We start from the raw sequence: 25,008 nt of genomic DNA on the forward strand, positions 1-25,008 counted from the left end.
GGTGTTCGGTTATGCGCTGTAGGCGCCGCCTGAAGAAGGGATCACGACCATGAAACGTTCCACCGTCAACGACATCATCCGCGATGCCGATACTTTCATCCGCTCATTCGGCTATATCATGCCGCCCTTCGCCTATTGGTCGCCGGAAGAGATGAAGGCGCGCCGGCAGGATTCGTCGGCCATCTTCTCCTCCCGGCTTGGCTGGGACATCACCGATTACGGCCAGGGCAAGTTCAGCGATCTGGGCCTCTTCCTGTTCACCGTTCGCAACGGTCGCTACGAGGACATGAAGAAGGGCATGGGCATGCTTTATGCCGAGAAGATCATGATCTCGCGCAAGGATCAGCTGTCGCCAATGCACCGCCACAACATCAAGGCCGAGGACATCATCAACCGTGGCGGCGGCAGGCTGGTGCTGGAACTGTTCATGCACGATCGCGATGGCGGCATCGATCCGAAGGCCGAGGTTTCGGTGCCCGTCGACGGAACCATCCACAGGCTGCCGGCGGGCGGGCTCCTGAAGCTCGACCCGGGCCAGAGCGTCACGCTTCTGCCGGGCGTCTGGCACGCCTTCTGGGCCGAGGGCAAGGATGTGCTGATCGGCGAGGTTTCGACCGTCAACGACGATCTCACCGACAATGTCTTCCGCGAACCGATCGGCCGTTTCGCGGACATCGACGAAGATGTCGCGCCGCTGCACCTGCTCGTATCCGACTACGAGAAGTGGGTGGGGTAGGCGGGGACACGCAAAGGGCATTGCCACCGGCCCTAGCCTGCGGCAGGTGCTTTTCAATCAGCCGTCGAACCTTCCGGGCCGGAACGTTGCAAGCATCGGGTTGGGCGTGCCGGTGACGATTTCTTCGGCCAGAAACTCTCCCGCGACCAGGCCGAGCGTCGCGCCGCTATGGCTGAAGATGACGTGATAACCCGGGATGCCGGTCAACTGGCCGATCACCGGCTCTCCGTCCGCCGGAATTGGCTTTGGCCCGGTATGATAGCTCTTCAGGACGAGCGTAGGGTTTCCATCCAGCACCCTTGAAGCCTCATCGAGCAGTCCTGCAATTGTCGACGGCTTTGCCTCGTAGGTGCCGTCATCGCGCACAATGACTTCGTCCTCGGACCAGGCCGAGTCGAGCGCGAAGGCGCCGTCCGGCGTCGGCCGGATGGCGACGCGTGGCGTGTTCAGCACAGCTCGCAGCGGGTGCTGGATCGGTTTGGTGACGACGAGTAGCGCACGGGTCGTGCCGTCGCCTACGCGCTTGCCCGCTTTCGCCGCCATGCTCGGCACCGCCGGGCCTGTCGCAACCACGACTGAATCGGCAGCGATGGCCTGGCCGGAGGCGGTCTTCACACCACTGACCCGGCCATTGGCAAGAGTGACATCCGCGCCGCCGGCATCGGTGATGACACGGCCGCCGAGCGCGAGAAATTCCTTCAGGAGCAGGTCGATGAGCGAGGGAAGATCGACCCAGCCCTCGCCGGCATTGAAGATCGCGCCCTGGAATGAAACGGCTCTTGCGTCGACGCCCGGAGTGACGGCGGCGATATCGCCGGGCGCCAGCAACCGGGTCTCATAGCCGATCGCCTGCTCATGACGGAATATCTCGGGAATCTGGTTGGAGGCATCGTCGCCGTCCCAGGTGAGGCCACCGTCAAAGCGCAGCCAGGCGCCGCAGTCGCGCCCGGCCGCGAGCGTCCGGTAGCGGTCGAGGCCCAGCATGCGCAGCTTGTGATATGCGGCCGAGCGCTTGCGTGCGGAATTGAGCCAGGCAAGCGAGCGCGATGAGGCGCCATTGGCGACCGGTCCGTCGTTGACGATAGTCGTCTCAACGCCGAGGCGGGCGAGATGGACGGCTGAGGAGACGCCGAAGATACCACCGCCGATGACGACAATTTTGAGGGCCGAGCTATGAGTCATGGAATTCAACTTTCAATGATCAGGAGATTGGTTTCGGTGCGTAGGCAGGGCCGACTCGCTCGCGGCGGCATCGTCATAGAACCTCGGCGAGGAATTGCTTGAGCCGTGGGCTCTTCGGTCTGTCGAATATGTCCGCCGGCGGGCCGACTTCGACGATGCGGCCTTCATCCATGAAGGCGACCTGGTCCGCGACCTTGCGGGCAAATCCCATCTCATGAGTGACCACGATCATCGTCATGCCGCGCCGGCCGAGATCGGCCATGAGATTGAGGACGCCTTTGACGAGTTCGGGATCGAGCGCGCTCGTCACCTCGTCGAAGAGGATGACCTCGGGGTCCATCGCCAGTGCACGGGCAATCGCCACGCGCTGCTGCTGGCCACCCGAAAGGCGGCTGGGCCTATAATCCTTTCGCGCGGCGAGCCCTACTTCGGCAAGGCGTGCTTCCGCCTGGCGTCTGGCCTGGCTTGTCGCCGTGCCCTTGATCCTGGTGAGGGCGAGCATGACGTTCTCGAGCGCCGTATGGTTCGGGAACAGGTTGAAATGCTGAAAGACCATGCCGACGCGCCGGCGCAGTCTCTCCGGTCTCATCGCAAGGATACTCTCGCCATCGAGCAGCACGTCGCCAGCCTTGGGCTCGACCAGTCGGTTGAGGCAGCGCAGCAGCGTCGATTTTCCCGAACCCGACGGCCCGATGATGCAGGTGACCGTCCCCGGCTCGACCTTGAGCCTGATCTGCTTGAGAACCTGCAGATCGCCATAAGCCATGTCGAGATCGCGGACGTCGAGGCTGCCGGCCTTGAAAGCTGGCGACGCGGCACCGCCATCGAGCGACGCCGAAGCTTCGCCGCTCTCCAGTTCGCCGACCTCGACGAGGCCGCTGACAACGCCGCCAGATTTCTGCTTGCCGAGCCGCAAGCCATTGTCGATGTGATTGACCACATGGGTCAGCGGCACCGTGATGATCAGGTAGAATATGCCGGCCATCAGCAGAGGCGACAGGTTGCCGGTGACAACTGCCTGATCCTGTCCGATCCGGAAAATCTCGCGTTCGGAGGCAAGCAAGCCGAGAAAGTAGACGAGACTGGAATCCTTCACATTGCCGATGAATTGATTGACCAGGGCAGGAAGCACGCGGCGCACGCCCTGCGGGATCACGATCAGCCGCATGCCTTGGCCGTAACTCATGCTGAGCGCGCGGCACGCTTCCATCTGGCCGGTTTCGACACTCTGGATGCCCGAGCGAAAGATCTCGCCAATATAGGCGCTGGCGATGAGGCTGAGCGCGAGGATGCCAAGAGGGTAGGGGGAGGGACCAAAGATGTCCCGGCCGATGCGCGCGAATCCCTGGCCGATCAGCAGGATTGTAAGAATGGCGGGCAGTCCGCGGAAGATGTCGGTGTAGATCCGCGCCGGAATGCGCAGCCAGGCGGAGCGCGAAATGCCCATCACCGCAAGGACCATGCCGAGGAGGACACCGATCACGGTCGAGGACGCTGCCAGGATAAGCGTATTTTTCAGCCCGACCGCAAGCATCGTTGGCAAGACCGATGCCATCGCCTCCCAATCGAAAAAGCTGCGCTGAAGGTTCTCAAGCCAATTCATTTGCCAACCTGTCCGGTGATGACGGCGGCTTCGCCGGCCGCGCGATCTCGACATGCATGAAGACCAAGACCTGACGCGCGTTGCGCTCTGGAGGCCGCCGGCACCAACGCCGGCGGCCTCATTGCAGGTCAGTTCTTCTTGGGAAGATACTGCTCCGGCATCGGCGATCCAGGGAACCATTTCTGGTAGAGATCCCTCCAGGTGCCGTCTTCCATCGCCTCGTGAATGCCCTTGTTGAGCGCTTCACGGAATGCGTCGTTGCCCTTGCGGATGACAAAGCCGGCTGGCGCGTCGAAGGAGGGAATGTTTATCGCTATCTTCAAGGCCGGATAGCGCTCGCCATATTGTTTCGCCGCCTCGTAGTCGAGGAAGTGTGCGTCGACCGTGCCATTGTTGAGCGCTGCGATCGCCGAGTTGTTGTCCGGGAATTTTACCAGGTCCGTATTCTTGAAACTTTTCGCCGCATAGATCTCCTGCAGCGTGCCCTGGACGACCCCAAGGCGCTTGCCGGCCAGCCCTTCGGCACTGGTGATCTTGGCGTCCGCCGTCAGCACCGACAGGTATCCGGCCAGATAGCCATCGGAGAAATCGACGTTTTTCTTCCGCTCCGCCGTGGTGCCGATGGCGGCAACCGCGACGTCGAAGCGTTCATTGGCAACCGAGGGCATAAGGGCCGAGAATTCCTGGCCGGTGAAAGTGACCTGATCCGCCTTGAAGCCCATCCGGTTCACGACGTTGAGGAAGAACTCGATGTCGAAGCCGGTAAATTTTCCGTCCGTCGTCGCGAAGGCATACGGCTTGGCGTCGCCCATCGTGCCGACACTGATTGTCTTGGAATCGATCAGATTGTAGGGGTTGTCGCCGGCAGCCCATGCCTTGGGCAAGGACAGGGCAGTCAGCGCGATGGCGAAAATGATGGAGCCGAGGCGTTGCCGCGGGCTCGATGTGAGAAGGCCATTGATGCTCATTGTTGTTCTCCACTCTGAAGATCGGTCCGCGAGGGCGCTGAAGCTTTCACAACGGACACGCGCCAATTTTCGCTACGGCTTTCGATACGGCGCTTATGGGCGCTCTTTTCGTTGTGAGACCGGTCTCAACCGGGATTGAGACCGGTCTCTTGACATTTCTAACCACCAGATGGACCATCCGTCAACGAATTTGGAAGCGATTTTCCACGATGAAACGTCCGCCTAAGGCTTCCTCCATTACCGTCAGCGACGTCGCCCGCCAGGCGAAGGTTTCGAAAGCGACAGCAGCGCGGGTCCTGGGTGGCTATGGCAGGGTAAGCAAGACCGTGCGCGCCGCCGTGCTCGAGGCTGCGAAGGCGCTCGACTATCGTCCGAACGAGCTGGCGCGCAGCATGACGACCGGACGTTCCGGCAGCATCGGGGTGGTCGTCGGCGACATCGAAAATCCGTTCTTCTCGCTGGCGGTGCGCGGCATAAGCGACGCGGCGCGTCTGTCGGGCATCAATGTCATCCTGGCCAATTCGGGCGAGCAGGTCGAAGCGGAAAAGAGTGCGATACGCGTCCTCATGGCAAAGCAGGTTGATGGTCTGATCGTCACGCCGGCCCAATCGGGAGAGATCGCGCATCTTGTGGAGGTTGCCCAGTCCGGCTGTCCCCTGGCGCTTCTTGATCGGGCATTGCCGGACCTCGATGTCGATACGGTCACGGTTGATGACCGTGACGCCGCCCTGCGCGCAACCCGCATCCTGACACGAGCCGGCCATACCAGGATCGGCTATGTAACCGCTGCGGAACTGTCGGGAGATTTCTGCGGCAACGAGTCGAGGATCAACACGTCCAGCGTGCGTGAGCGCATTTTGGGTTTTCTCGACGCCTGCCGGGAAGCCGGCATAGAGGGAGCCGAGCGCAACATCCATTTTGGAGCCGGACGCTCCGACAGATCGCCGGCGGTGACGCATGCGCTTCTCGATCACCCCGAGCGGCCGACAGCGATCCTCGCATCCGACAGCGTCGTGGCGCTGGAGGTGTTCAAGGCCATCCGGGAATGCGGCCTGCGTATTCCGCAGGACATCTCGCTGATCACCTTCCACGACGCCGATTGGACGAGCGTGACAACGCCACCCATCACCGTCGTCGACCAACCGGTCTACGCGCTCGGCAAATGCGTCGCCGAGCTTCTGGTGCGCCGCCTGAAGGGGGATGACAGACCGCCCGAAAGGATCGTCATGCCGACAAGGATCATCGAGCGTATGTCGGTCGGGCAATCACCGGACAGACAGACCGTTCCCTGACACGCACTCACCGATCGTGCTTGTCGGCTTTGCGGTTGCCGAGCAGCAGTTTGCGCTCGAGATGCGCCCTGAGCTCGCCGTAATAGGCGGTCAGGAAGGCCTTGGAATCGATCGGCTCGATCTTCATGCCGATCTTGCGTCCGATCGTCTCCGCCACTGCTTTCTGCGCAAAATAATCGTCGCGGCGCAACACCTCTTCCAGCTTGTGTAGTTCGGCTATGCCATAGGCGTCGAGTTGGACCTGGCTGAACTGAAAGGCCTTGGCGACCGGATCCTGCTGCCTTGCCGACAGATCCTCCATAAGCGTGCGCTTCGGCGCTTCGACAACCCAGGTCCCTGCCAGCAGGTCGCCGATCCGCATGCGGTCGCGATTGAAAAGCGGGAACAGGGAAAAGAGCAGCGCCCATACCAACCCGAAGATCGTTGTCAGCGTATCGGCGACGCCGGTGCCGCCGCGCGCCGCGATGATCGAAAGCGGCAGGAACACCTCGATCTCGCGCATCAGATTGCGGGCGATCACCTGATCGACCGACAGGCCGGCTCCATTGCGTGACGCGACCCTGATGCCGACGATCCGCTTGCCCGGCGTCGCGGCGCGCCGGCCGGCTTCGAAGGCGATGAAATAGACGTTGCGCAGGAAAAAGATCAGGATGATCCAGACGACGAAGAGCGGCTGCAGTTCGCCGGTGCCAAGGCCCCTCAACCCGAACAGCGCGACGATTGTGATCACGACCGCGGCCGTGGCGATGAACACCACATCGAGCAGGAAGGCGGCAGCCCGGGTGCCGGCGTCCGCCAGCTTTATCCGGAGATCGACGCCTTCAGGCGTGATCAGCGGGCGTATGGTCGCCAGCGCGGGGCGTCTAGCTGTCGCCATTCTTCACCGCCCGGAACAGGTAGAAATAGCCGATCCACAGCGCCAGCATGCCGCCGCCGACGGCATAGCGCGTGGCATCGCTGGTGATCGTCTGCCTGCCGATGCCTTCGAGCAGCCCGGCAAACAGCAGCATGACCGAAACACCGACCATCGCAGTCGCCGCCACGCGCCCGGCATGGGCCGCCGCCGCCATACGGGTCAACTCGCCGGGAAAGGCGATGCGCGTGCCGATGCGCATGCCAGCAGCGCCGGCCAGCGCGATGGCGAACAATTCGGTGGTGCCGTGAATGGCCAGCCAGCCGCCGAGTTCCATGCCAAGCCCCTTTGCCCAATAGACTTGGAACATCGCGCCCAGCATGCAGCCGTTGAACAGCATCAGCAGCACCGTCGGCACCGCAAAGGCGAAGCCAAGCGCAAAGGCCAGGATCGCGACCTGGACATTGTGCGTGAAAAGATAGGCGGCAAAACCCGACAGGAAACCATTGTCGCCGTCATAGAGCATCCCGCGCAGGAACTCGGCCGAAGCATCGGGGCCGCGGCCTCCCGCCAGGCCAGACGGAATGATCGCGTCGAACCAATCCTTGTCGGACGCCACCAGCCAGGCGCCGACGCCGATGCCGACAAACATCAGCGCGAGCGACACCAGTGTCTCGCGCCACAGATCGCGGATGGCCGCGGGCCAGTCGTGCAGGAAGAAATCGGCGATGCGCTGTCCAAGCCCGCGGCGTGCACCGTAGAGATAGAAATAACCCCGCAGCGACAGCGATTCGAGATAGGCAACCAATGCGGCGTCGAGAGAGGTCGCTCTGGCCACCGAAAGGGAAGACAGCGCCGACCGGTAGAGCACCGGCAGTGACAGCAGCTCTTCTTCCGACAGCGTTCGCGGCGCGCGCTTCTCGACCCGGGCGAGAAGCGCCTCCAACGCCTTCCAGTCGGCCTCGCGCTCCCGACGGAAGCTGGCGAGCGACTGGCGTACGGCATTACCGCGTACGGCATTGCCGGTCACTGGCGCGTTCACAACAGATCCTCCTGCTTGAACTGCAGATAGCGCTCGACCAGCGCCGGCCCCAGTCTTTGATGGTTGGCCTCGATCACATGCGCGCCAAGCAGCCGCAGCCGGCCGATGACAACCTGCCTTTCGCGCAGCAGCCCGCCGGCGACGACGGCGCGCGCCACATCCTCGCCGGACTTAGGCGGCATGTCGGCCAGGGTCTCCAGCTCGACATCCCTCATCAGCATGAACAGCACCAGATGCCGCTCGGTGAGCCGGCCAACGGTGCGCAGCATCAACTCCGCGCTGATCGGATCGACGAAGTCGGTGAAGATGATCACCAGAGAGCGCCGGTCGAGCCGCCCCGCGAGCGTGGTCAGCGCCAGCGTGAAGTTGGTCTCCTCGCTGGAATAGTCGATCTCCGCCGCCAGCTTCTGGATCATTGCAAAGCTGGCGGAGCCGCGCACCGCGCCGCTGGCAATGCGTGGCCGCGCATCGAAGCCGAACAGGCTGACCATGTCGCCGCCCTTCAGCGCGATGAACGCCGACAGCAAGGCGGCGGTCACGGCCCGGTCCACCTTCGGCACGCCGTCGACCGGCTCGCACATCAGGCGTCCGCTGTCGATGGCCAGCACGATGTTGTTGTTTTCCTCGATGCGGAACTCGCGCGCCAGCAGCTTGCCGTGGCGGGCGCTGCGCTTCCAGTCGATCATCCGCCGGCCCATGCCGGGCTGATAGTCCTTGAGCGCCTCGAATTCCCGGCCCTGGCCGGCCCGGCGCTGTGCGTGGCCGTCGGGCAGGGCTTCGCGCTGCAGCAGCGTGATGGCCTGTTCGCGTGCATCACTGACGTCGGGCAGCACTGCAACCTTGCTTTCCATAGGCAGGACGACCTGGTTCCAGACCAGTCCGAACGGTCCGCGCCAGCGCAGCCACAGACGGTCGAAGCTGGCCATGCCGCGCCGCAGCGCCCGGAACCGAAGGTCGAGCGACCCGCCATCGCCGGTTGGGGTCAGCGCCCCACCGGTGCCGTTCAGCGGCGCCAGGCGTTCATCATGGCCGACACGCGCTTGCAGGGCGCGCGGCCGGCCCGGAAAACGCGCGGCGACGTGGACGGTGAACTCTCCGCCGATGCCGACTTGCGACGGCGCGTCGAGGCTGGCAGCCAGCGATGCCCGCCCGCGTCCCGCCGCTGCGTCCACCGCCAGGAAGGCGAGCAGCAGGCAGATCCACAGCAATCCAAGATACCAGAGCGACGGCAGCGCCAGCGCCACCAGCAGGGCCGGCACCGCGCCTGCCGCCGCCGCCCACACCGCTCGGCCGCTTGGATAGATCAACGTGGCGCTTCCGTCTGGTCGACAAGGTCGGAGACGATCTGCTCGACCAGGCGGCCGTCGATCTGCGCGGCTGGCGACAGGATGACGCGATGGCGCAGCGCCGGCACGGCCAGCGCCTTGACGTCGTCGGGGATCACATAGGCGCGCCCGTCAAGCGCCGCGCGCGCCCGCGCTGCCCTGGCCAGCATGGCGCCCGCGCGTGGGCTGGCGCCGACTTCCAGGTCCGGGCTTTCGCGGGTGGCGCGCACCAGCGCCGCGATATAGCCGACGACGTCGTCGACAAGGGTGACGGAACCGACGGTTTCGAGTGCCTTCTCCAGGGTCTTGCGATCCGTCCGGGCCTTGATGCCGTACTGCGCGATGTCGTGCGAAGCGGAGCCGCCGCCGTGATGGACGATAATGGCCCGTTCCTCTTGCGCGTCGGGATAGCTGACCCGGTGCTTGAACAGGAAGCGGTCGAGCTGCGCCTCGGGCAGGGGGTAGACGCCCTGGTGCTCGATCGGGTTCTGGGTCGCCACCACCATGAAGTTGCGGCCGAGCGAATACGTGGTGCCGTCGAAGGTGACCGCATGCTCCTGCATGGCTTCCAGAAGTGCGGCCTGGGTCTTGGGCGGCGTGCGGTTGATCTCGTCGGCGAGCAGCAGGTCGCAGAAGATCGGCCCGCGCGTCAGCGTGAACTGCCCGGTCTGGAAATTGTAGATGTTGGATCCGACGATATCGCCGGGCATCAGGTCCGGGGTGAACTGGATGCGTCCATAGGCGACGCCGAGCGCCTGAGCGAAACAGCGCGCCGTCATCGTCTTGGCGGTGCCTGGCGGTCCCTCCAGCAATATATGTCCGCCGGCGAACAGGGCAGTCAGCATCAGGTCGACCGTGTCGTGCTGCCCGGTGATGGCTTTCGCCACCTCTTCCCTGATCGCTGTCGCCAGGGTCTTCAGATCATCGACGTTCACTAAGCCTCCTTGCCGTCCAGTCGTGCAGCCGCTCCGCTGCCTCGTTCATTTGCGTCAGGTTTTTCGCCTCGCCGGCGGCTTGCGCCCGCGTGGTGAATCCCTTGGTCTCATCCTTGTCGCGGGAATCGAGCCAATGGTCGAGCGCTTCTCCTTGCAACCCCTGCGGTGCGCCAAGCAGTGCGCCGGCGCGCACCCGTGCCAGGGCCGCGTAGCGGTCTCCCAGTTCCTCCAGCCGCCCGGCGCGCCGCAACAGCATCGCCGTCGTGTCCACCAGCGCGCGCTTGCCGAAGGCAATGGCGCGCGATTCGGCACGCGCAGGGCCGAAACGCCCAAGGCCATGCAGGAACGCCAGCGCCGCCGCGATCAGGATCGTGAAGGTCAGCGCCAGGAACGGCGGCTCGACCAGAAGCTTGGCGAGATCGTATTTGCGGCCCGCCCCATGCAGCGTCAGATCGAACATGACCGGACCGCTTTCAGGCTGGAGCAAGGCGATCAGGCCGAGCGCCGCCGCTGCCTTTTCGGGGTCCTTGAGGCCTGCATTGTTGATCAGGTCGGGGTCGGTCAGGATGTAGAACGGCTTGTCCTCGACTTCGGTGAGCACAGCCTTGTCATTGCCGGCTGCTATGAGTGGCTGCTCGTCGGCCACCCACTGCAATTCGTCGGGTGCGGCAACCTTGTTGCCGTCGATGTCGAGTTGCTGCGTCGTGCCTTGGCCGACGCCGATCTTCGCATTGGCGATCCGGCCGAGCCAAGCGTTGATCACCGAATCTGGCAGCCGCTCCTTCTTCATCTCCCATCCCTCGTGCTGCCACAACGGCATGGTCTGCCATTTGGGCAGCACGAAGAGCGTGGCCAGCTCCTCACGAAGCTCGATGATGCGGCCGAGCGCTTCGGGATCGCTGTCGGGCGAAATGGTGACGATCAGCAAGGCAGGATCGGCCAGGTCGCTTTCGTTGCGCGCCATGGAAGGTGAATCGCCGGTCAGGCGCAGCCATTTCACCAGCCCTGCATAACCCGTGCCGCCGCTGGACAGCGGCGTCGGCCCACCATCGCTGGGTTGCCGAAAGTCGGGAGCATAGGTGGACAGCAGGAAGAAACCCGCCGCTGCGAGCAGGCTGGCGAAAATCCCCCAGAACAGCGTTCTTCGATTGAACGGTGCCTGCGCCTCGATCGCCGGTACGCTCATGCCCAGGCATCCCGGAAGGCGAAGCGCTCATAGGCGCCGCGCGCCTGTTGCCAGCCTTCGGCGCCGACCGGCCGGCGCGCGAACAGCGCTGCCTCGACGATGCGGGCGATCTCGGTGAAGGCGAGGCGCGCTCGTGCCGGCAGGGAAGGGGCGTTGGCGATGTCGCGCGCCGTCAGCGACGGGCGCAGGAAATCGGGCAGGCGTCCAGCGATGTCGGCAACGCTGCGGCGAAGCAGGAGATGGACCGCTTCGTCATAGTCGCCCCGCGCCGCCAGCGCGTCGGCCTCCGACAGCAGGATCTGCGCCGCGCCGGCATCGGGGTGCCACGCCTCCTTCGCCTCGATCTCGTGTTCGGTCCGCCGCCAGGGCAGGCGCCAGGCGACACCTTTCACCTCGAGGACAATCAGCAGCAGGATGATCGCGGCTCCCGATATCACCGCCCCCCAGAACAGATAGATCATGTAGGGGCCGAGCCAGGACAACAGGTCTGCCAAAGGTTTCAGCCATTCCGGCGGTTTGGGCGGCACATAGGCCGGCAGATCGAACTGGATCGAATCGTCCGCAAGCAACTGCTTGTGCAGTTCCGCCAGCTCCCCGATGTCCGGCCCTGCCGCTGCCACTTCGCCGCTCCCCCACGCAACCTGCGGTTCCGCGGACACTGGCAATGCTGCAAGACAATTGCAAGCGCGTCCAACCACAAGTATCAATCTTGGCGACTTATACTTTCTGATTTCAGATATCTATAAGCAGGGGGTAATATATATGGCTTCAATCGCGAGCGAGCGCCCGGACAAGTTCCGCATCGGCAGGGTTTTCAACGACAGTTTTGCGGTCATCAGCCGAAATCCCGTTCTTTGCCTCGGGCTGGCAGTGCTGTTTTCAGGTTTGCCGACGCTCCTCTACCAGCTTTGGATCTGGCAATCGGTGAGCGACATCGGAATAGTCGCCCCGGAATTCTCGGCCCAACGCGCTACTGCCACGGTCGTTGCCGTGCTGGTTTCCATGGTCCTGGCCGCGATTTTACAGGCGGCATTGGTGCGCGCGGCCATCGAGGATCTGAACGGCAAGCGGCCTGCAATAGGCGATTGTATCGGCACGGCGCTCTCGCTCCTGCTGCCGGTGATAGGCATTGCGGTGCTGGTCACGCTTGGCGCGGGACTGGGCTTCATGCTCCTCATCGTTCCCGGCATCATATTGTGGCTTCGCTGGTCGGTCGCGGTGCCGGCTCTGGTTCAGGAGCGGTTGGGGGTGTTCGGCAGCATGAAGCGCAGCCGCGACCTCACCAAGGGCAGCCGTTGGGCACTGTTCGGATTCTGGATCATCCTGATCATCGCCGCGATCGCCATCCAGCTTGTGCTCAGCCAACTCGTCGCGATCTTCGGCATGACCGTGGCTCTCATCCTGGACGCGCTTGTGACATCAGTCGTGTCCGTGGTGACATCGGTCGCCCCGGCGGTCAGCTATGTCGAACTGCGCGAAGTCAAGGAAGGCACCAGCGTCAACGAACTGGCGGAAATCTTCTCCTAGCGGGCCGATCGACCACATCATGCCCGTCTGCCACACCATGCCCGACTACCACATCATGAACGAGGCGACGTTCGCGTCGGAAACCTTGCCGGCGCTGACATCGGCCATCGCCTGATCGACGATGGCCACGCCCTCGGTCACCGGCATGAATTCGAGCACATTGGCCTTCAGCTTGCCGATCTGGGCGATGGTGGCCGCGTCGCGCTCGCGCAGGCTGAGATTGCTTATGAAGCCTTCTCCGTCTGTTGCACAGGCAAGGCGTCGGCGAGGCGGTTCGCCCATGCCTCGATGTCCGGGCGGCTCGCCAACAGGTCCTGCCTGATCTCGATGAGTACGGCGGGGATACCGCGATCGTCGCCATGGATCGGTACGGCGTAGTCGGCGTCGCGGCTGATCACGTAGGGCACGTTGGCCGCGACGTTGAGCGTGCCGTCGCGGCGCAGACCTTCAAGGATTGTTTCGCCAAATTCGCCAGCGCGGTCGTAAAGCACGCCGGCATGCCAGGGCCGGGCAATCCCGAGGAAGACCGGCGTGAAAGAGTGGATCGTCGCGATCCGTGTCGGCCTGCCGTCCTTCGCGCGGCGGTCGAGATGCGCGGCCACCCGGTCATGAAACGGGGTGAACATGATTGCGGCGCGCCGTTCGCGCTCGGCCGCGTCAAGCCCGACATTACCGGGAATCTCGGTGTCCTCGGACAGCACCGGAATGCTGCCGCTAGTCCCGAGCGGCCGGTTGAGGTCGATCAGCAGCCTCGAATAACTGCTGAGGAAAGCTGGCGCGTCGAGCAATGCCGACAGCAACCGCGTCACCTCGGCGGCGCCGATATCCCAGGCGATATGGCGCTGCAGATGGCTGGTATCGAGCCCAAGCTGGCTATATTCGACCGGCATATGGTTTGACGCGTGCTCGCACAAAAACACGATATCGGAGCGCCCGTTCTCGTTGAGCACCTCGACGGCTGCCGGCCAACCTTTCTCAGGCCCGGTTTCATGCTGGAAGGCCATCAATAGAGCGTCCGGTAGAGATCGCAGACAGCCACGGGATCGAGGCCTGCCAGGCGCTCGCTCTCATGCCGCTTGAGGCCGACGAAAGTCTCGACGAAGACAGGCGCGAACCATCCGGTGACGGTGCTGTCGGCGGTCAACGCATCGAGTGCGGCCGGCAGCGTTTCCGGCAGTCGCACAAGGCCCAGCTTGGTGCGCTCCGCCTCGCTCATCAGCGTCGGATCGCCTGTCACCAGCGGCGGCGTCGGCAGCTTGGCCTTCAGTCCCTCCAGTCCCGCGCGCACGATGGCCGCCAGCGACAGATAGGGATTACCGGTGGCGTCGGCCGCCCGATATTCGATATTATACTGCTTGGCCGGATCCCGCCCGCCGATCGTCACTGTCGGGCAGATGCGCAGGGACGCCTCGCGGTCGCGATCGGCCAACCAGGTATAGGACGAGCTCCAGCTATGCGGCTTCAGCCGGTAGTAGGACGACACACTTGACGCCGTCATGGCGGTGATCCCGGGCAGATGCCGCAGCACGCCGGCACAGAAGGCGCCGGCCCGGCTGGACAGCCCGCCTGGACCCTTCGGATCGTAGGTCGCCGGCTTGCCGGCCTCGTCGACGAAGCTGAAGTGAATGTGGACGCCATTGCCGACCGCATCTGGCGCGGCCTTTGGCGTGAAGCTGGCGCGCCAGCCGGCGGTGCGCGCCACTTCGCGCGTGATCTCGCGGATGGCGACCGCGCGGTCGGCGGCGGTGAGCGCGTCCGCGGGCTCGTGCGTCACTTCGAATTGGTCGCTGCCGAATTCGGCGATCACCACTTCTGGCGCTACGCCTGCTTCCTCCAGCGCCGCCATCAGATTGGGCGCGAACGGATCGGCGCGACGTAGCGCGGCGAACGACATCGAGTGGCCCGGCGCGAAGCCGGCGTCGGCAATGTGGAATTCATGCTCGAAGGCGGCGATGACCGACAGCCCGGTCGCGGCCTTCAGCTCCGCCAGAGCGTCTTTCAGCATGGTGCGCGTGCAGCCGACCCACGGGCTGCCGTCGAGCTCGACGATGTTGCCGGCGACCATGTCGAAGGGCGTCGCCGATCCTGTCAGCGTCGTGCGGAAGCGCGCGTTGAGATCGGGCAGCAGCCGCACGTCGCCGGACGAGCCCCAGGGGTTGGGATCGACGATGGAATTGAACGGCGTCAGCGACAGATTGGCCTGCAGCCAGCCGACGCCGGTGGCGGCGATCTTCTGCAGCTTGCTTTCGACCACCGAGCGGCCGCGTGTGATGGCGGAAAGATCGGTGGTAACGACGGCAACGAGCGGTTCGACGGTCGATGTCATGCAGCTTTTCCCAAGGCCTTGAAGCGGGCGACGACCGTGTCGGTGTCGGTGACCCAGCAGTATCCGCCGAACGCCTTGAGGGCGATGTCGTGGCGCTCCTGGGTGATGGTCGCGCAGGCGTCCGATACGCAGGTGACGAGATAACCGCGGTCGGCGCCATCGCGCACCGTCATGTCGACGCATTGATCGGTGAGCACGCCGACCACGACGAGGTAGCGAACGCCGAGGTTCTTCAGGAGATAATCGACATTGGTCGAATTGAAGATGCCGGACGACGTCTTCGGCAGCATGATCTCGTCGCCGACCGGCGCCAGCGACGGCACCGGCAGGCCTTCCGGCAGGCTGGGAGCGATATGGATCGGCGTCAGCTTGTGGTCGAGCGAGCGGTCGCGGCCGTCTTCCGTCAGGCTCTGGATGATGGTGTGGAGGACCTCGACGCCGTTGGCGCGGGCCGCCGCCAAAAGGCGCTCCTGGTTGGGAATCGTCTGCGACGATGTCTGCCTGTAAAAATAATGATCGGAGCCGCGCTCGGGGTGCCCCGGGTCGGCGCCGGGCTCCAGCCAGACGCGTTGCATATCGACCAGCAGCAGCGCGGTTTCGCCGGCGCGGAAGGGCTCGTCTCGTTTGGGCAGTGGCTGGCTCATGCTTTCTGGTCCTGTTTTGCTGATTTGGTTTGGGCCGATTTGGCCTGGCTTGAATTGGCTTGGCTTGATTTGGGCCCGGGCGCGCTGCGCGCGCCCTTCTCTTCTGTGCTGTCGAGGGTCACGGCATTGGCGTGGCGTATCTCCTCCAGCCGCTCGATGCGTTCGTGCGCGGCCTCGCTCAGCGTCGAGATGATGTGGGCGACCAGCGCTTCCATCTGCGCAATCGCCGGCGCCAGCGTGTCATAGGGCGAGGCAACCTCGAGCGGGCTGACGATGGTGACCTCGGCGAGATCGGCGATCGGCGACAGCCATTGGTCAGTGAACAGCACGATATGGACATCGCGCGCCGCTGCCTGCCTCGCGTATTCGATGACGTCGAACTGATAGCGGCGGTAGTCGAAGACGACGAGCACATCACGGCGGCCGAGATCGGCCAGCGTGTCGAAGGCCTGTGCCGACAGTGTGCCGATGTCGCGCACGCCCGGCCTGAACTGCAGCAGGTAACCGGCGAACATGCTGGCGACATGGCGGCTGAAACGGCCGCCGAGCAGGGCAACTTCGCCCTTCGTCTCCATCAAAAGCCGGGCGGCGCGGTCGTAGCTCTGCAGCGGCGTCAGGCTGACCGATTTCGCGAGCGCCGTGCTGACCGAGCCGAGATAGGCGAGGATGGCGCTGTCTTCGGCGCCGGACGGCCGCTTGGCCTCCATCATCAGCAGCGGCGAATGCAGCCTTGCCTCGACCTCGGCCAGCAGCTTGGCCTGGAAATCCGGAAATCCCTCATAGCCGAGCTTCACCACCAGCCTGACCACGGTCGGGTCGCTGACGCCGGCGCGCCGCGCCAGCGCCGAGGCGGTGCCGAGGCCGGATGTCGGATAGTCGGTCAGAAGCAGCCGGACGATTTTTTCCTCCGACGGCGTCAGCGCCAGGTCCTGTCGCATCAGAACATCGCGTATCGCCATTGGCCTCCCCGAAATCCGCGTTGGGCTCTCTGCCTCATTGTGTTGAGTTTATTACAGGGATTTTAATTTCGGTCAACAATGAAGAGATATTGACACAATCGAACGACTGGTCGCAGCTTGTTCGAAAGTAGCCAGGACACTGTGGGGGGGAGCAGCCATGCGGAACGGAAGTATCGCCATCGTCGTATAGTGGGATCGAGCGCCGCCTATCATCTGGTCGGGGCCGGTGCGGCGGTGACGCTCTTCGAACAGACGCACCCCGCCGGCGGGTCAAGCAGACGGCCGGTGTAGCGCCCGCCGGTAACCTGGGGCGTGACATCGGCAGGTAAATAGCGTATATTGACATAAAGATGTCTTTATGTGACTTAAGCGCGACCGTCGCCTTAAGGATGAAAAATGTCGCAAAACTCTTCATCATTGGACGATCTGTTTGGCCCCGTTGCGGAAAAGCCGGACGGTTCGGAAGTGCTTGCGGCGCTAACGGCGGCGGCGCGCGAGCGCATCCTTATTCTCGACGGCGCCATGGGCACGCAGATCCAGGGCCTGGGCTTCGACGAGGACCACTTCCGTGGCGACAAATTCGCCGACTGCGCCTGCCATCAGCAAGGCAACAACGACCTGCTGATCCTGACGCAGCCCGCGGCGATCGAGGAGATTCACTATCAGTACGCCATCGCCGGGGCTGACATTCTCGAGACCAACACCTTCTCCTCGACCGCCATCGCTCAGGCGGATTACGGCATGGAGGATGCGGTCTATGCGCTGAACCGCGACGGTGCGCGGCTGGTGCGCCGGGCTGCGCTGAGGGCTGAGCAGGAGGACGGCAAACGCCGCTTCGTCGCCGGCGCGCTCGGGCCGACCAACCGTACCGCGTCGATGTCGCCGGACGTCAACAATCCCGGCTACCGCGCCGTGACTTTCGACGAATTGCGCCATGCCTATGGCGAGCAGCTGCGCGGTCTCATCGACGGCGGCGCCGACATCATCCTGATCGAGACCATCTTCGACACGCTGAATGCCAAGGCGGCGATTTTCGCCTGCAACGAGATCTTCATCGAGAAGGACGTCCACCTGCCGGTGATGATCTCCGGCACCATCACCGACCTGTCGGGCCGCACACTCTCTGGCCAGACGCCGACGGCTTTCTGGCATTCGGTGCGCCATGCCAGCCCGTTCACGATCGGGCTGAATTGCGCTCTCGGCGCCAACGCCATGCGCGCGCACCTGGCCGAGATTTCCGGCGTCACCGACACCTTTGTCTGCGCCTATCCGAATGCCGGCCTGCCCAATGAATTCGGCCAGTATGACGAAAGCCCGGAATTCATGGCCGCGCAGATCGAGGATTTCGCCCGCGATGGCCTGGTCAATGTCGTCGGCGGCTGCTGCGGCTCGACGCCGGACCACATCCGCGCCATCGCGGCGGCGGTGAAGCAATATCCGCCGCGCGCTGTTCCCGAAATCGAACCGAAGATGCGCCTGTCAGGGCTCGAGCCGTTCACGCTGACCGACGAGATTCCGTTCGTCAATGTCGGCGAGCGCACCAACGTTACGGGCTCGGCGAAATTCAGGAAGCTGATCACGGCGGGCGACTATGTCGCCGCGCTCGATGTCGCGCGCGACCAGGTCGCCAACGGCGCCCAGATCATCGACATCAACATGGACGAAGGCCTGATCGATTCGAAGAAGGCGATGGTCGAATATCTCAACCTGATCGCCGCCGAGCCTGATATCGCGCGCGTTCCCGTGATGATCGACAGTTCCAAATGGGAGATCATCGAGGCCGGCCTGAAATGCGTGCAGGGCAAGCCGCTGGTCAACTCCATCTCGATGAAGGAGGGCGAGGAGGCCTTCCTGCACCATGCCAGGCTCGTGCGCGCCTATGGCGCGGCCGTGGTCGTCATGGCCTTCGACGAGGACGGCCAGGCCGACACCAAGGCGCGCAAGGTCGAAATCTGCACCCGCGCTTACAAACTTTTGACCGAGCAGGCCGGCTTCCCGCCCGAGGACATCGTTTTCGATCCGAACGTCTTTGCCATCGCCACCGGCATCGAAGAGCACAACAATTACGGCGTCGACTTCATCGAAGCAGCACGGCAGATCACGGCGACGCTTCCCCACGTCCACATTTCGGGCGGCGTGTCGAACCTGTCCTTCTCGTTCCGCGGCAACGAGCCGGTGCGCGAGGCCATGCACGCCGTGTTCCTCTACCACGCCATCCAGGCGGGCATGGACATGGGCATCGTCAATGCCGGGCAGCTTGCCGTCTACGACACGATCGATCCGGAACTGCGCGAAGCCTGCGAGGATGTCGTCAACAACCGCGAGCCGAAGGGCGGCGGCACGGCGACCGAACGCATGCTGGAGCTCGCCGAACGCTTCAAGGGCACGGCTGGCAAGGAGGCGCAGGAACGCGATCTCGCCTGGCGCGACTGGCCGGTCGAGCAGCGTATTTCGCACGCGCTGGTCAACGGCATCACCGAATTCATCGACGCGGACACGGACGAGGCGCGGCGCGCCGCCGAGCGTCCGCTGCATGTCATCGAAGGTCCTTTGATGGCGGGCATGAATGTCGTCGGCGACCTGTTCGGCGCGGGAAAAATGTTCCTGCCGCAAGTGGTGAAGTCCGCCCGCGTCATGAAGCAGGCAGTGGCCGGCCTGCTTCCGTACATGGAGGCGGAGAAGCTGGCGAACGCCGCCAATGGCATCGACAATGGCGAGCGCCAGACCGCCGGCAAGATCCTGATGGCGACGGTGAAGGGCGATGTCCACGACATCGGCAAGAACATCGTCGGCGTGGTTCTGGCCTGCAACAATTATGAGATCATCGACCTTGGCGTCATGGTGCCGGCGGCAAAGATCCTGCAGACGGCGCGCGAGCAACAGGTCGACATCATCGGCCTGTCCGGCCTGATCACGCCGTCGCTCGACGAGATGGCGCATATGGCGGCCGAGATGGAACGCGAAGGCTTCGACATTCCGCTGCTAATCGGCGGCGCGACGACCAGCCGCGTGCATACGGCGGTCAAGATCCATCCACGCTACACCAACGGCCAGACGGTCTATGTCGCCGATGCCAGCCGCGCGGTCGGCGTGGTGTCGGCGCTGCTGTCGAACGAGGCCAAGGGCGGCTATGTCGACAATGTCCGCGCCGAATACAAGAAGGTCGCCGATGCGCATGCGCGCTCAGAAGCCGACAAGCAGCGCCTGCCGATCGCCAAGGCACGGGCCAACGCCCACAGGATCGACTGGTCGGCCTATGAGCCGCCGAAGCCGTCCTTCCTCGGCGTCAAAGTCTTCGAAGGCTGGGATCTGGCCGAGCTTGCCCGATATATCGACTGGACGCCGTTCTTCCAGACCTGGGAGTTGAAGGGCCGGTATCCCAAGATCCTCGACGACGAGGCGCAAGGGCCGGCGGCACGCCAGCTCTTCGAGGACGCGCAGGCGATGCTGAAGAAGGTCATCGCCGAAAAATGGTTCGCGCCGAAGGGCGTCATCGGCTTCTGGCCGGCCAATACCGTCGGCGACGACATCAGGCTGTTCACGAACGAGAAGCGCTCGCAGGAGCTGGCGACCTTCTTCACGCTACGCCAGCAACTGGCCAAGCGCGACGGCAAGGCCAATGTCGCGCTGTCGGATTTCGTCGCACCCGCCGACAGCGGCAAGGCCGACTATCTCGGCGGCTTCATCGTCACCGCCGGCATCGAGGAAGTGGCGATCGCCGAGCGTTTCGAACGGGCCAACGACGATTATTCCTCGATCATGGTCAAGGCGCTGGCCGACCGTTTCGCCGAAGCCTTCGCCGAGCGCATGCACGAGAAGGTGCGCAAGGAATTCTGGGCCTATGCACCCGATGAGGACCTGGCTCCGGACGACCTGATCGGCGAGCCCTATCGCGGCATCCGCCCGGCGCCCGGCTATCCGGCGCAGCCCGACCACACCGAGAAGGCGACGCTGTTTCGCCTGCTCGACGGCGAGCGCAATGCGGGCGTCAGCCTGACCGAGAGTTTTGCGATGTGGCCGGGCTCCTCCGTGTCCGGCATCTATCTGTCGCATCCCGAAAGCTATTATTTCGGCGTCGCCAAGGTCGAACGCGACCAGGTAGAGGACTACGCCCGGCGCAAGGCGATGCCGCTGGCCGAGGTCGAGCGCTGGCTCGGCCCGATCCTCAACTATGTCCCGGCGCAAGGGCTCGACGCGGCCGCTTAAGACCGCGCTACGCCCGCGTTGGAGCTGGACCATCGTGTGCCGCGCCGTTGCCCATGCCGGGCACCCGGCAGAATCTGTCTCCAGCCTGTAGACATCGACGCGCCGATCACCCAATCTTGGCTGCGGGAACAACAGCGCCGCAAAAGACGGCGCGGGCACATGAGTGCGCATGACCAAGGGATGGACATTGTACGATTCGCGGCTGGCATGGACGCTGGTCGCGCCGGTGCTGCTGCTGCTGGTCTTTTTCCTGGTGCTTCCGATCGCCGTGATGGCGGTCTACACCTTCTTCACCTTCGTCACGGCCGGGGTTGAAGCGACCACGCTGACCCTGGCGAACTGGCAGGAATTCTTCACCGACAGCTATTACCACGGCTTTTTGTTCAAGACGCTGCGGGTAGGGGCCGTCACCGCGCTCATCTGCGGGGTTCTCGGCTATTTTCCAGCATATTTCATCTGGGCGACGACCTTCAAGCACAAATGGCTTTTGCTACTTTTGCTCATCGTGCCGTTCTGGATCAGCTTCACCATCCGCACATTCTCGTGGATCCATATCCTGGGCGAACAGGGGATCATCAACGTCACGCTGCTCAAGCTTGGTCTGATCCATGAGCCTTTGCAGATGCTCTACACCGAGGGCGCGGTCATCATGGGCCTGCTGCACTTCCTGCTGCCCTACATGATCCTCAATGTCTATGTCAGCCTCGAAAGCATCGACCGAACGCTGATCGCCGCGGCCCGCTCGATGGGCTGCACCAGCGCGCAGGCGTTTCGCGAGGTCACGCTGCCGCTTTCGCTGCCCGGCCTGGGCGCCGGTCTGCTGCTCTGCTTCGTGCTGGCGGCCGGCAGCTACGTGACGCCGCAATTGCTCGGCTCGGGTCGTGATGCGCTGTTCGGCAACCTGATCTACGACACCATCATGGGGCAATTGAACTGGCCGATGGGTGCAACGCTCTCCATTGTCCTGTTCGTCGTGTTGGGCTGTTTCGCTGCTGTCTACACCCGCTACATGGGCATGTCCCAGATCGTCAAAGGGCTGTCGGGATGAGCGCGGCGCATCCGGACAAGGAAGGCAGATGGGCCTGGCGGCTAACCGGTTTCGTCACGCTGTGCGTCTATATCTTCATGTTCGCGCCGATCATCGCGACCATCGTGCTGTCGTTCAATTCGTCGATGTTCGGCGGCTTCCCGATGACAGGTTTCAGCCTGCAGTGGTACGGCAAATTGCTCGAAAACGAACAGGTTCTTGCGGCATTCCGGACCTCGCTGTGGATCGCGCTGGTCACCGCGCTCGTCACCACGGCCCTGGGCGTCGTGACCGCGTTCGCGCTGGTCCGGTTCGAGTTCCCCGGCAAACAGACGCTGAGCACGCTGGTGATCCTGCCGGCGCTGGTGCCGGAAACCATTCTAGGCGTCGGCCTGCTGGTGCTGATCAAGGCAGTCGACCAGCCGCGAACGCTGCTTCTGCTGGTGCTTGGGCACATTCTTCTTGCCATGCCCTATGTCGTGCTGATCGTCCAGGCGCGCATGGTCGGCATCCGGCGCGTCTATGAGGAAGCAGCGCTTTCGCTCGGCGCCTCGCGCTCGGCATCGTTCCGCGAGATCACCCTGCCGCTGCTCATCCCGGCGGTGGTCGCCGGCGCGCTGCTCGCCTTCACCATCTCGTTCGACAACACCTCGGCAAGCCTGTTCTGGCGCCCGGCCGGCGTCGAAACGATGCCGACCCAGATCCTGTCCATGCTGAAGATTTCGATAAGCCCTGAGATCAACGCGCTCGGCACGGTCATGATCCTGGTGACGGTCGGCATTCCGCTGATCGGCGGGCTCATCCTGCAGGGCTTCACCCGATTGAGAAGACGCAACAAACCAAGGAGGAATGACAATGAAAATGTCGAACACCAGGCGGCTTGAAAGGCTGCATGAGCGGTATGTCAACGGCGACCTCAGCCGCCGGACTTTCCTCACGCTGACGGCCGCTGCCGCGACATCTGCGGGCCTGTCGATGCCGTGGATGGGGCGGGCGCTCGCCGCCGCCAAGGAAATCCGCTTCGACGGCTGGGGCGGCACGGTGCAGGAAGCCATCGATAAATATGCCTTCAAGCCCTACACGGCCAAGACGGGCGTCGGCGTCGTGCAAGGTACGTTCGGCGACGAGAACGAGATCATCACCAAGATAAAGACGTCGAAGCCGGGCGACTTTCAGGTCGTTCACTCATCCGGCGTCAACTATTACATCAAATACGTGAACGCCGGCATGGTTTCGGAGATCAACGAGGCCAACATTCCCAACATGGCGAATGTGCTTCAGCCGATGATCGAACCATTCCGCAAGCTGACGCCGAAGCTGTCGGCCGTGCCTTACGACTACGGCACCACCGGCATCGCCTACAACACCACCGTGATTTCGCCGGAGGAAGCGAAGGAAAAGGGCGCCGGACTGCTTGCCGACAAGAAATACGCCGGCAAGATCGGCGGCTATGCCGATATGACCACGCGGGTTTGGTACGCGGCCCTGGATACCAAGCAGGATCCCAACAACATCAAGGACATGGATGCCATATGGGCCAAGGTTCGCGAGACGCGCGACCTTGCCAAGAAGTTCTGGAGTTCCGGCGCGGAGCTGATGGATCTGCTTTCCAAGGGCGAGATCGTGGTGACCGATGCATGGTCGGGCCGTGTCGCGGCGCTGCAACAGCAGAACCATCCGATCGGCTATCTCGACCCGGCAGGCTCCTACGCCTGGATGGAGGACATGCTGATCCTCAAGGGCTCGCCGATGGCCGAGTGCGAGGAACTGGTCAACTTCATGCTCGATCCGGCGACCGCCATCGCCGTGGCCGAAGGCCAGAGCTATCCGCCGTCCCTCGATCCGACCAAGGTCAAGCTCACGGACAAGATTGCGGCACTTCCGGCCTTCGATCCGACAGGCTCGATGAAGTCGTTGACATTCGCCGATCCGGTCTACTGGGCGAACAACGAAGACGCCTGGACCAAGCAGTGGGACAGGATTTCGAAAGGTGCCTGACAGCTCGCGAACCTTGCGGCCATCCCGGCCTGGATCGGCCGGGATGGCGCCGGACTTGACCGTCAACGGCGAGGAGCCGGCGGTCAAATTCAGCAATATCGAAATCGCCTACGGCAAGTTCGTCGCGGTGCGCGATTTTTCGCTGGCCATGCGCAAGGGAAGCTTCGTCACACTGCTGGGCCCGTCCGGTTGCGGCAAGACCACGATCCTGCGTTCTATTGCCGGGCTTGTCGACATTTCCAGCGGCGAGATCTCGATCGGCGGGCGCAGGGTCGACGACATTCCGATTTACAAGCGCAACATCGGCCTGGTCTTCCAGAGTTACGCGCTATTCCCGCACAAGAACGTCTTCGACAATGTCGCCTTCGGCCTGAAATACCGCAACGTGCCAAAGGCCGATATCGCCCGGAAGGTGAGCAAGGCGCTCGAAATGGTTCGGCTGCCGGGCAGCGAAAAGAAGCTGCCGTCGCAACTGTCGGGCGGCCAGCAGCAGCGCATCGCGCTGGCGCGCGCCATCGTCTTCGAGCCCGAAGTGCTTCTCCTCGACGAACCGCTTTCGGCCCTCGACGCCAACATGCGCGAGGAGATGCGCGTCGAGATCAAGAAGATCCAGAAGCAGACCGGCATCACCGCCCTGTTCGTGACGCACGACCAGGAAGAGGCGCTTTCCATGTCGGACCAGATCGTGGTCATGAATGCCGGAGCGGTGGAGCAGATCGGTACGCCGGAACAGGTGTATGAGACGCCGGCTACCGCCTTCGTGGCCGATTTCCTCGGCAAGGCCAATATGCTTGCCGGCACGGTGAGCGCCGTCGATGGGCTGAGGGCGAAGATCTCGCTTGCGGCTGGTCAGACGGTCACGGTCATTTCTCCCAAGGCTCTGGTGCCGGGCACGCCTGTCACCGTGGTGGTGCGGCCGCAGAAACTGCCGGTTGGTTCCGCCGCAACGACCAACCGGTTGGCCGGACGAGTCGTCTCCACCTCCTATCTCGGCGGCAGCGCCATCTACGAAATCGACATCGGCGGCAGGACGACCATCCGCGCCAACACGCAGATCAATGGTCGCGTGGCGCGTGAAGGCGAAGCGATCGATGTTGGCTTCGATCCGGCCGGCTGCGTTCTGCTGGATGAAAGCGGACGGCGAATTTCGTAGCTGCTGCTGACATCCGGCGTGGTCTACCTGGCAGTCTGCGCAACGT

General features: G+C 63.5%; 22 protein-coding genes. 8 read left to right on the forward strand and 14 right to left on the reverse strand.

The features are described from left to right. Nucleotides 1–49 precede the first annotated feature (49 nt). Nucleotides 50–736 (forward strand): D-lyxose/D-mannose family sugar isomerase, encoded by a 687-nt coding sequence (locus tag C9427_RS00495; RefSeq protein ID WP_107647282.1) that lies wholly within the window; start codon nt 50–52, stop codon nt 734–736. Between the two features lie 57 nt (nt 737–793). Here C9427_RS00495 and C9427_RS00500 read toward each other — a convergent pair whose 3' ends face one another. From C9427_RS00500 to C9427_RS00510, 3 genes are all read right to left on the reverse strand, one after another. Beyond that, complete coding sequence (locus C9427_RS00500) at nt 794–1,918, reverse strand: NAD(P)/FAD-dependent oxidoreductase (protein ID WP_208636321.1); 1,125 nt, start codon at nt 1,916–1,918, stop codon at nt 794–796. 73 nt (nt 1,919–1,991) lie between these two features. Continuing rightward, entirely contained in the window at nt 1,992–3,521 is a 1,530-nt protein-coding gene (locus C9427_RS35190) for an amino acid ABC transporter permease/ATP-binding protein (protein WP_107647284.1), read from the reverse strand. 128 nt (nt 3,522–3,649) lie between these two features. Beyond that, a complete protein-coding gene (locus C9427_RS00510; protein ID WP_107647285.1) occupies nt 3,650–4,489 on the reverse strand; it encodes an ABC transporter substrate-binding protein in 840 nt (279 codons plus the stop codon). Between the two features lie 209 nt (nt 4,490–4,698). Between C9427_RS00510 and C9427_RS00515 the strand changes: the two genes are divergently transcribed. Continuing rightward, on the forward strand, nt 4,699–5,781 hold the full coding sequence (locus tag C9427_RS00515; protein WP_107647286.1) for a LacI family DNA-binding transcriptional regulator: 1,083 nt from the start codon (nt 4,699–4,701) through the stop codon (nt 5,779–5,781). 7 nt (nt 5,782–5,788) lie between these two features. On the opposite strand, the gene C9427_RS00520 is transcribed toward C9427_RS00515, so the two are convergent. From C9427_RS00520 to C9427_RS00545, 6 genes are read right to left on the reverse strand one after another with little or no spacing between them, the layout of a single operon-like run. Beyond that, nucleotides 5,789–6,658 carry an RDD family protein gene (locus C9427_RS00520; RefSeq protein WP_107647287.1) on the reverse strand — a complete coding sequence of 290 codons (870 nt, stop codon included), beginning with the start codon at nt 6,656–6,658 and terminating at the stop codon, nt 5,789–5,791. Next, complete coding sequence (locus C9427_RS00525; RefSeq protein WP_245436934.1) at nt 6,645–7,676, reverse strand: stage II sporulation protein M; 1,032 nt, start codon at nt 7,674–7,676, stop codon at nt 6,645–6,647. The genes C9427_RS00520 and C9427_RS00525 overlap by 14 nt, the downstream gene beginning before the upstream one ends. After that, the gene (locus tag C9427_RS00530) at nt 7,673–8,983 is read right to left on the reverse strand and encodes a DUF58 domain-containing protein (RefSeq protein WP_107647288.1); all 1,311 of its coding nucleotides are present in this window, start codon (nt 8,981–8,983) and stop codon (nt 7,673–7,675) included. The genes C9427_RS00525 and C9427_RS00530 overlap by 4 nt, the downstream gene beginning before the upstream one ends. Beyond that, nucleotides 8,980–9,936 (reverse strand): AAA family ATPase, encoded by a 957-nt coding sequence (locus C9427_RS00535; RefSeq protein ID WP_107647289.1) that lies wholly within the window; start codon nt 9,934–9,936, stop codon nt 8,980–8,982. Before C9427_RS00535 ends, C9427_RS00530 begins: the two co-directional genes overlap by 4 nt. After that, nucleotides 9,923–11,122 carry a hypothetical protein gene (locus tag C9427_RS00540; protein WP_107647290.1) on the reverse strand — a complete coding sequence of 400 codons (1,200 nt, stop codon included), beginning with the start codon at nt 11,120–11,122 and terminating at the stop codon, nt 9,923–9,925. Before C9427_RS00540 ends, C9427_RS00535 begins: the two co-directional genes overlap by 14 nt. Beyond that, nucleotides 11,119–11,742 (reverse strand): DUF4129 domain-containing protein, encoded by a 624-nt coding sequence (locus C9427_RS00545; protein ID WP_107647317.1) that lies wholly within the window; start codon nt 11,740–11,742, stop codon nt 11,119–11,121. Before C9427_RS00545 ends, C9427_RS00540 begins: the two co-directional genes overlap by 4 nt. A gap of 58 nt (nt 11,743–11,800) precedes the next feature. Here C9427_RS00545 and C9427_RS00550 point away from each other — a divergent pair, with 58 nt between their 5' ends. Next, on the forward strand, nt 11,801–12,649 hold the full coding sequence (locus tag C9427_RS00550) for a YciC family protein (protein ID WP_245436935.1): 849 nt from the start codon (nt 11,801–11,803) through the stop codon (nt 12,647–12,649). 45 nt (nt 12,650–12,694) lie between these two features. Here C9427_RS00550 and C9427_RS00555 read toward each other — a convergent pair whose 3' ends face one another. Genes C9427_RS00555 through C9427_RS00575 form a run of 5 tightly spaced genes read right to left on the reverse strand, consistent with a single transcriptional unit; the run spans nt 12,695 to nt 16,578 of the window. After that, nucleotides 12,695–12,931 carry a hypothetical protein gene (locus tag C9427_RS00555; protein WP_107647292.1) on the reverse strand — a complete coding sequence of 79 codons (237 nt, stop codon included), beginning with the start codon at nt 12,929–12,931 and terminating at the stop codon, nt 12,695–12,697. Next, the gene (locus tag C9427_RS00560; protein ID WP_107647293.1) at nt 12,874–13,653 is read right to left on the reverse strand and encodes an N-formylglutamate amidohydrolase; all 780 of its coding nucleotides are present in this window, start codon (nt 13,651–13,653) and stop codon (nt 12,874–12,876) included. Before C9427_RS00560 ends, C9427_RS00555 begins: the two co-directional genes overlap by 58 nt. Then, nucleotides 13,653–14,975, reverse strand: coding sequence for a glutamine synthetase family protein (locus C9427_RS00565; protein ID WP_107647294.1), 1,323 nt, complete (start codon nt 14,973–14,975; stop codon nt 13,653–13,655). The genes C9427_RS00560 and C9427_RS00565 overlap by 1 nt, the downstream gene beginning before the upstream one ends. Next, entirely contained in the window at nt 14,972–15,619 is a 648-nt protein-coding gene (locus tag C9427_RS00570) for a cysteine hydrolase family protein (RefSeq protein ID WP_107647295.1), read from the reverse strand. The genes C9427_RS00565 and C9427_RS00570 overlap by 4 nt, the downstream gene beginning before the upstream one ends. Next, nucleotides 15,616–16,578 (reverse strand): MurR/RpiR family transcriptional regulator, encoded by a 963-nt coding sequence (locus tag C9427_RS00575; protein ID WP_107647296.1) that lies wholly within the window; start codon nt 16,576–16,578, stop codon nt 15,616–15,618. The genes C9427_RS00570 and C9427_RS00575 overlap by 4 nt, the downstream gene beginning before the upstream one ends. A gap of 396 nt (nt 16,579–16,974) precedes the next feature. On the opposite strand from C9427_RS00575, the gene metH reads away from it, so the two are divergent. From metH to C9427_RS00605, 5 genes are all read left to right on the forward strand, one after another. Beyond that, nucleotides 16,975–20,784 carry a methionine synthase gene (gene metH / locus C9427_RS00585; RefSeq protein WP_107647297.1) on the forward strand — a complete coding sequence of 1,270 codons (3,810 nt, stop codon included), beginning with the start codon at nt 16,975–16,977 and terminating at the stop codon, nt 20,782–20,784. A 169-nt stretch (nt 20,785–20,953) separates the two neighbouring features. Continuing rightward, nucleotides 20,954–21,832 carry an ABC transporter permease gene (locus C9427_RS00590; RefSeq protein WP_107647298.1) on the forward strand — a complete coding sequence of 293 codons (879 nt, stop codon included), beginning with the start codon at nt 20,954–20,956 and terminating at the stop codon, nt 21,830–21,832. Beyond that, on the forward strand, nt 21,829–22,695 hold the full coding sequence (locus C9427_RS00595) for an ABC transporter permease (RefSeq protein WP_107647299.1): 867 nt from the start codon (nt 21,829–21,831) through the stop codon (nt 22,693–22,695). The genes C9427_RS00590 and C9427_RS00595 overlap by 4 nt, the downstream gene beginning before the upstream one ends. Beyond that, nucleotides 22,667–23,809 carry an extracellular solute-binding protein gene (locus tag C9427_RS00600; RefSeq protein WP_107647300.1) on the forward strand — a complete coding sequence of 381 codons (1,143 nt, stop codon included), beginning with the start codon at nt 22,667–22,669 and terminating at the stop codon, nt 23,807–23,809. The genes C9427_RS00595 and C9427_RS00600 overlap by 29 nt, the downstream gene beginning before the upstream one ends. Nucleotides 23,810–23,852: 43 nt before the next feature. Continuing rightward, nucleotides 23,853–24,962, forward strand: coding sequence for an ABC transporter ATP-binding protein (locus C9427_RS00605; protein ID WP_107647301.1), 1,110 nt, complete (start codon nt 23,853–23,855; stop codon nt 24,960–24,962). The last annotated feature ends 46 nt before the right edge of the window (nt 24,963–25,008 follow it).

The sequence above is a fragment of the Mesorhizobium helmanticense genome (genome assembly GCF_003034915.1).
Lineage (GTDB): Bacteria > Pseudomonadota > Alphaproteobacteria > Rhizobiales > Rhizobiaceae > Mesorhizobium > Mesorhizobium helmanticense.

Excerpts from the sequence above, each read along its gene's own strand:
- C9427_RS00570 (WP_107647295.1), bottom strand. The coding sequence starts at position 15,619 with ATGAGCCAGCCACTGCCCAAACGAGACGAGCCCTTCCGCGCCGGCGAA.
- C9427_RS00510 (WP_107647285.1), bottom strand. The coding sequence starts at position 4,489 with ATGAGCATCAATGGCCTTCTCACATCGAGCCCGCGGCAACGCCTCGGC.
- C9427_RS00560 (WP_107647293.1), bottom strand. The coding sequence starts at position 13,653 with ATGGCCTTCCAGCATGAAACCGGGCCTGAGAAAGGTTGGCCGGCAGCC.
- C9427_RS35190 (WP_107647284.1), bottom strand. The coding sequence starts at position 3,521 with ATGAATTGGCTTGAGAACCTTCAGCGCAGCTTTTTCGATTGGGAGGCG.
- C9427_RS00515 (WP_107647286.1), top strand. The coding sequence starts at position 4,699 with ATGAAACGTCCGCCTAAGGCTTCCTCCATTACCGTCAGCGACGTCGCC.
- C9427_RS00590 (WP_107647298.1), top strand. The coding sequence starts at position 20,954 with ATGACCAAGGGATGGACATTGTACGATTCGCGGCTGGCATGGACGCTG.
- C9427_RS00520 (WP_107647287.1), bottom strand. The coding sequence starts at position 6,658 with ATGGCGACAGCTAGACGCCCCGCGCTGGCGACCATACGCCCGCTGATC.
- C9427_RS00600 (WP_107647300.1), top strand. The coding sequence starts at position 22,667 with ATGAAAATGTCGAACACCAGGCGGCTTGAAAGGCTGCATGAGCGGTAT.
- C9427_RS00495 (WP_107647282.1), top strand. The coding sequence starts at position 50 with ATGAAACGTTCCACCGTCAACGACATCATCCGCGATGCCGATACTTTC.
- C9427_RS00500 (WP_208636321.1), bottom strand. The coding sequence starts at position 1,918 with ATGACTCATAGCTCGGCCCTCAAAATTGTCGTCATCGGCGGTGGTATC.
- C9427_RS00595 (WP_107647299.1), top strand. The coding sequence starts at position 21,829 with ATGAGCGCGGCGCATCCGGACAAGGAAGGCAGATGGGCCTGGCGGCTA.
- C9427_RS00605 (WP_107647301.1), top strand. The coding sequence starts at position 23,853 with ATGGCGCCGGACTTGACCGTCAACGGCGAGGAGCCGGCGGTCAAATTC.
- metH (WP_107647297.1), top strand. The coding sequence starts at position 16,975 with ATGTCGCAAAACTCTTCATCATTGGACGATCTGTTTGGCCCCGTTGCG.
- C9427_RS00565 (WP_107647294.1), bottom strand. The coding sequence starts at position 14,975 with ATGACATCGACCGTCGAACCGCTCGTTGCCGTCGTTACCACCGATCTT.
- C9427_RS00575 (WP_107647296.1), bottom strand. The coding sequence starts at position 16,578 with ATGGCGATACGCGATGTTCTGATGCGACAGGACCTGGCGCTGACGCCG.
- C9427_RS00555 (WP_107647292.1), bottom strand. The coding sequence starts at position 12,931 with ATGGGCGAACCGCCTCGCCGACGCCTTGCCTGTGCAACAGACGGAGAA.
- C9427_RS00540 (WP_107647290.1), bottom strand. The coding sequence starts at position 11,122 with ATGAGCGTACCGGCGATCGAGGCGCAGGCACCGTTCAATCGAAGAACG.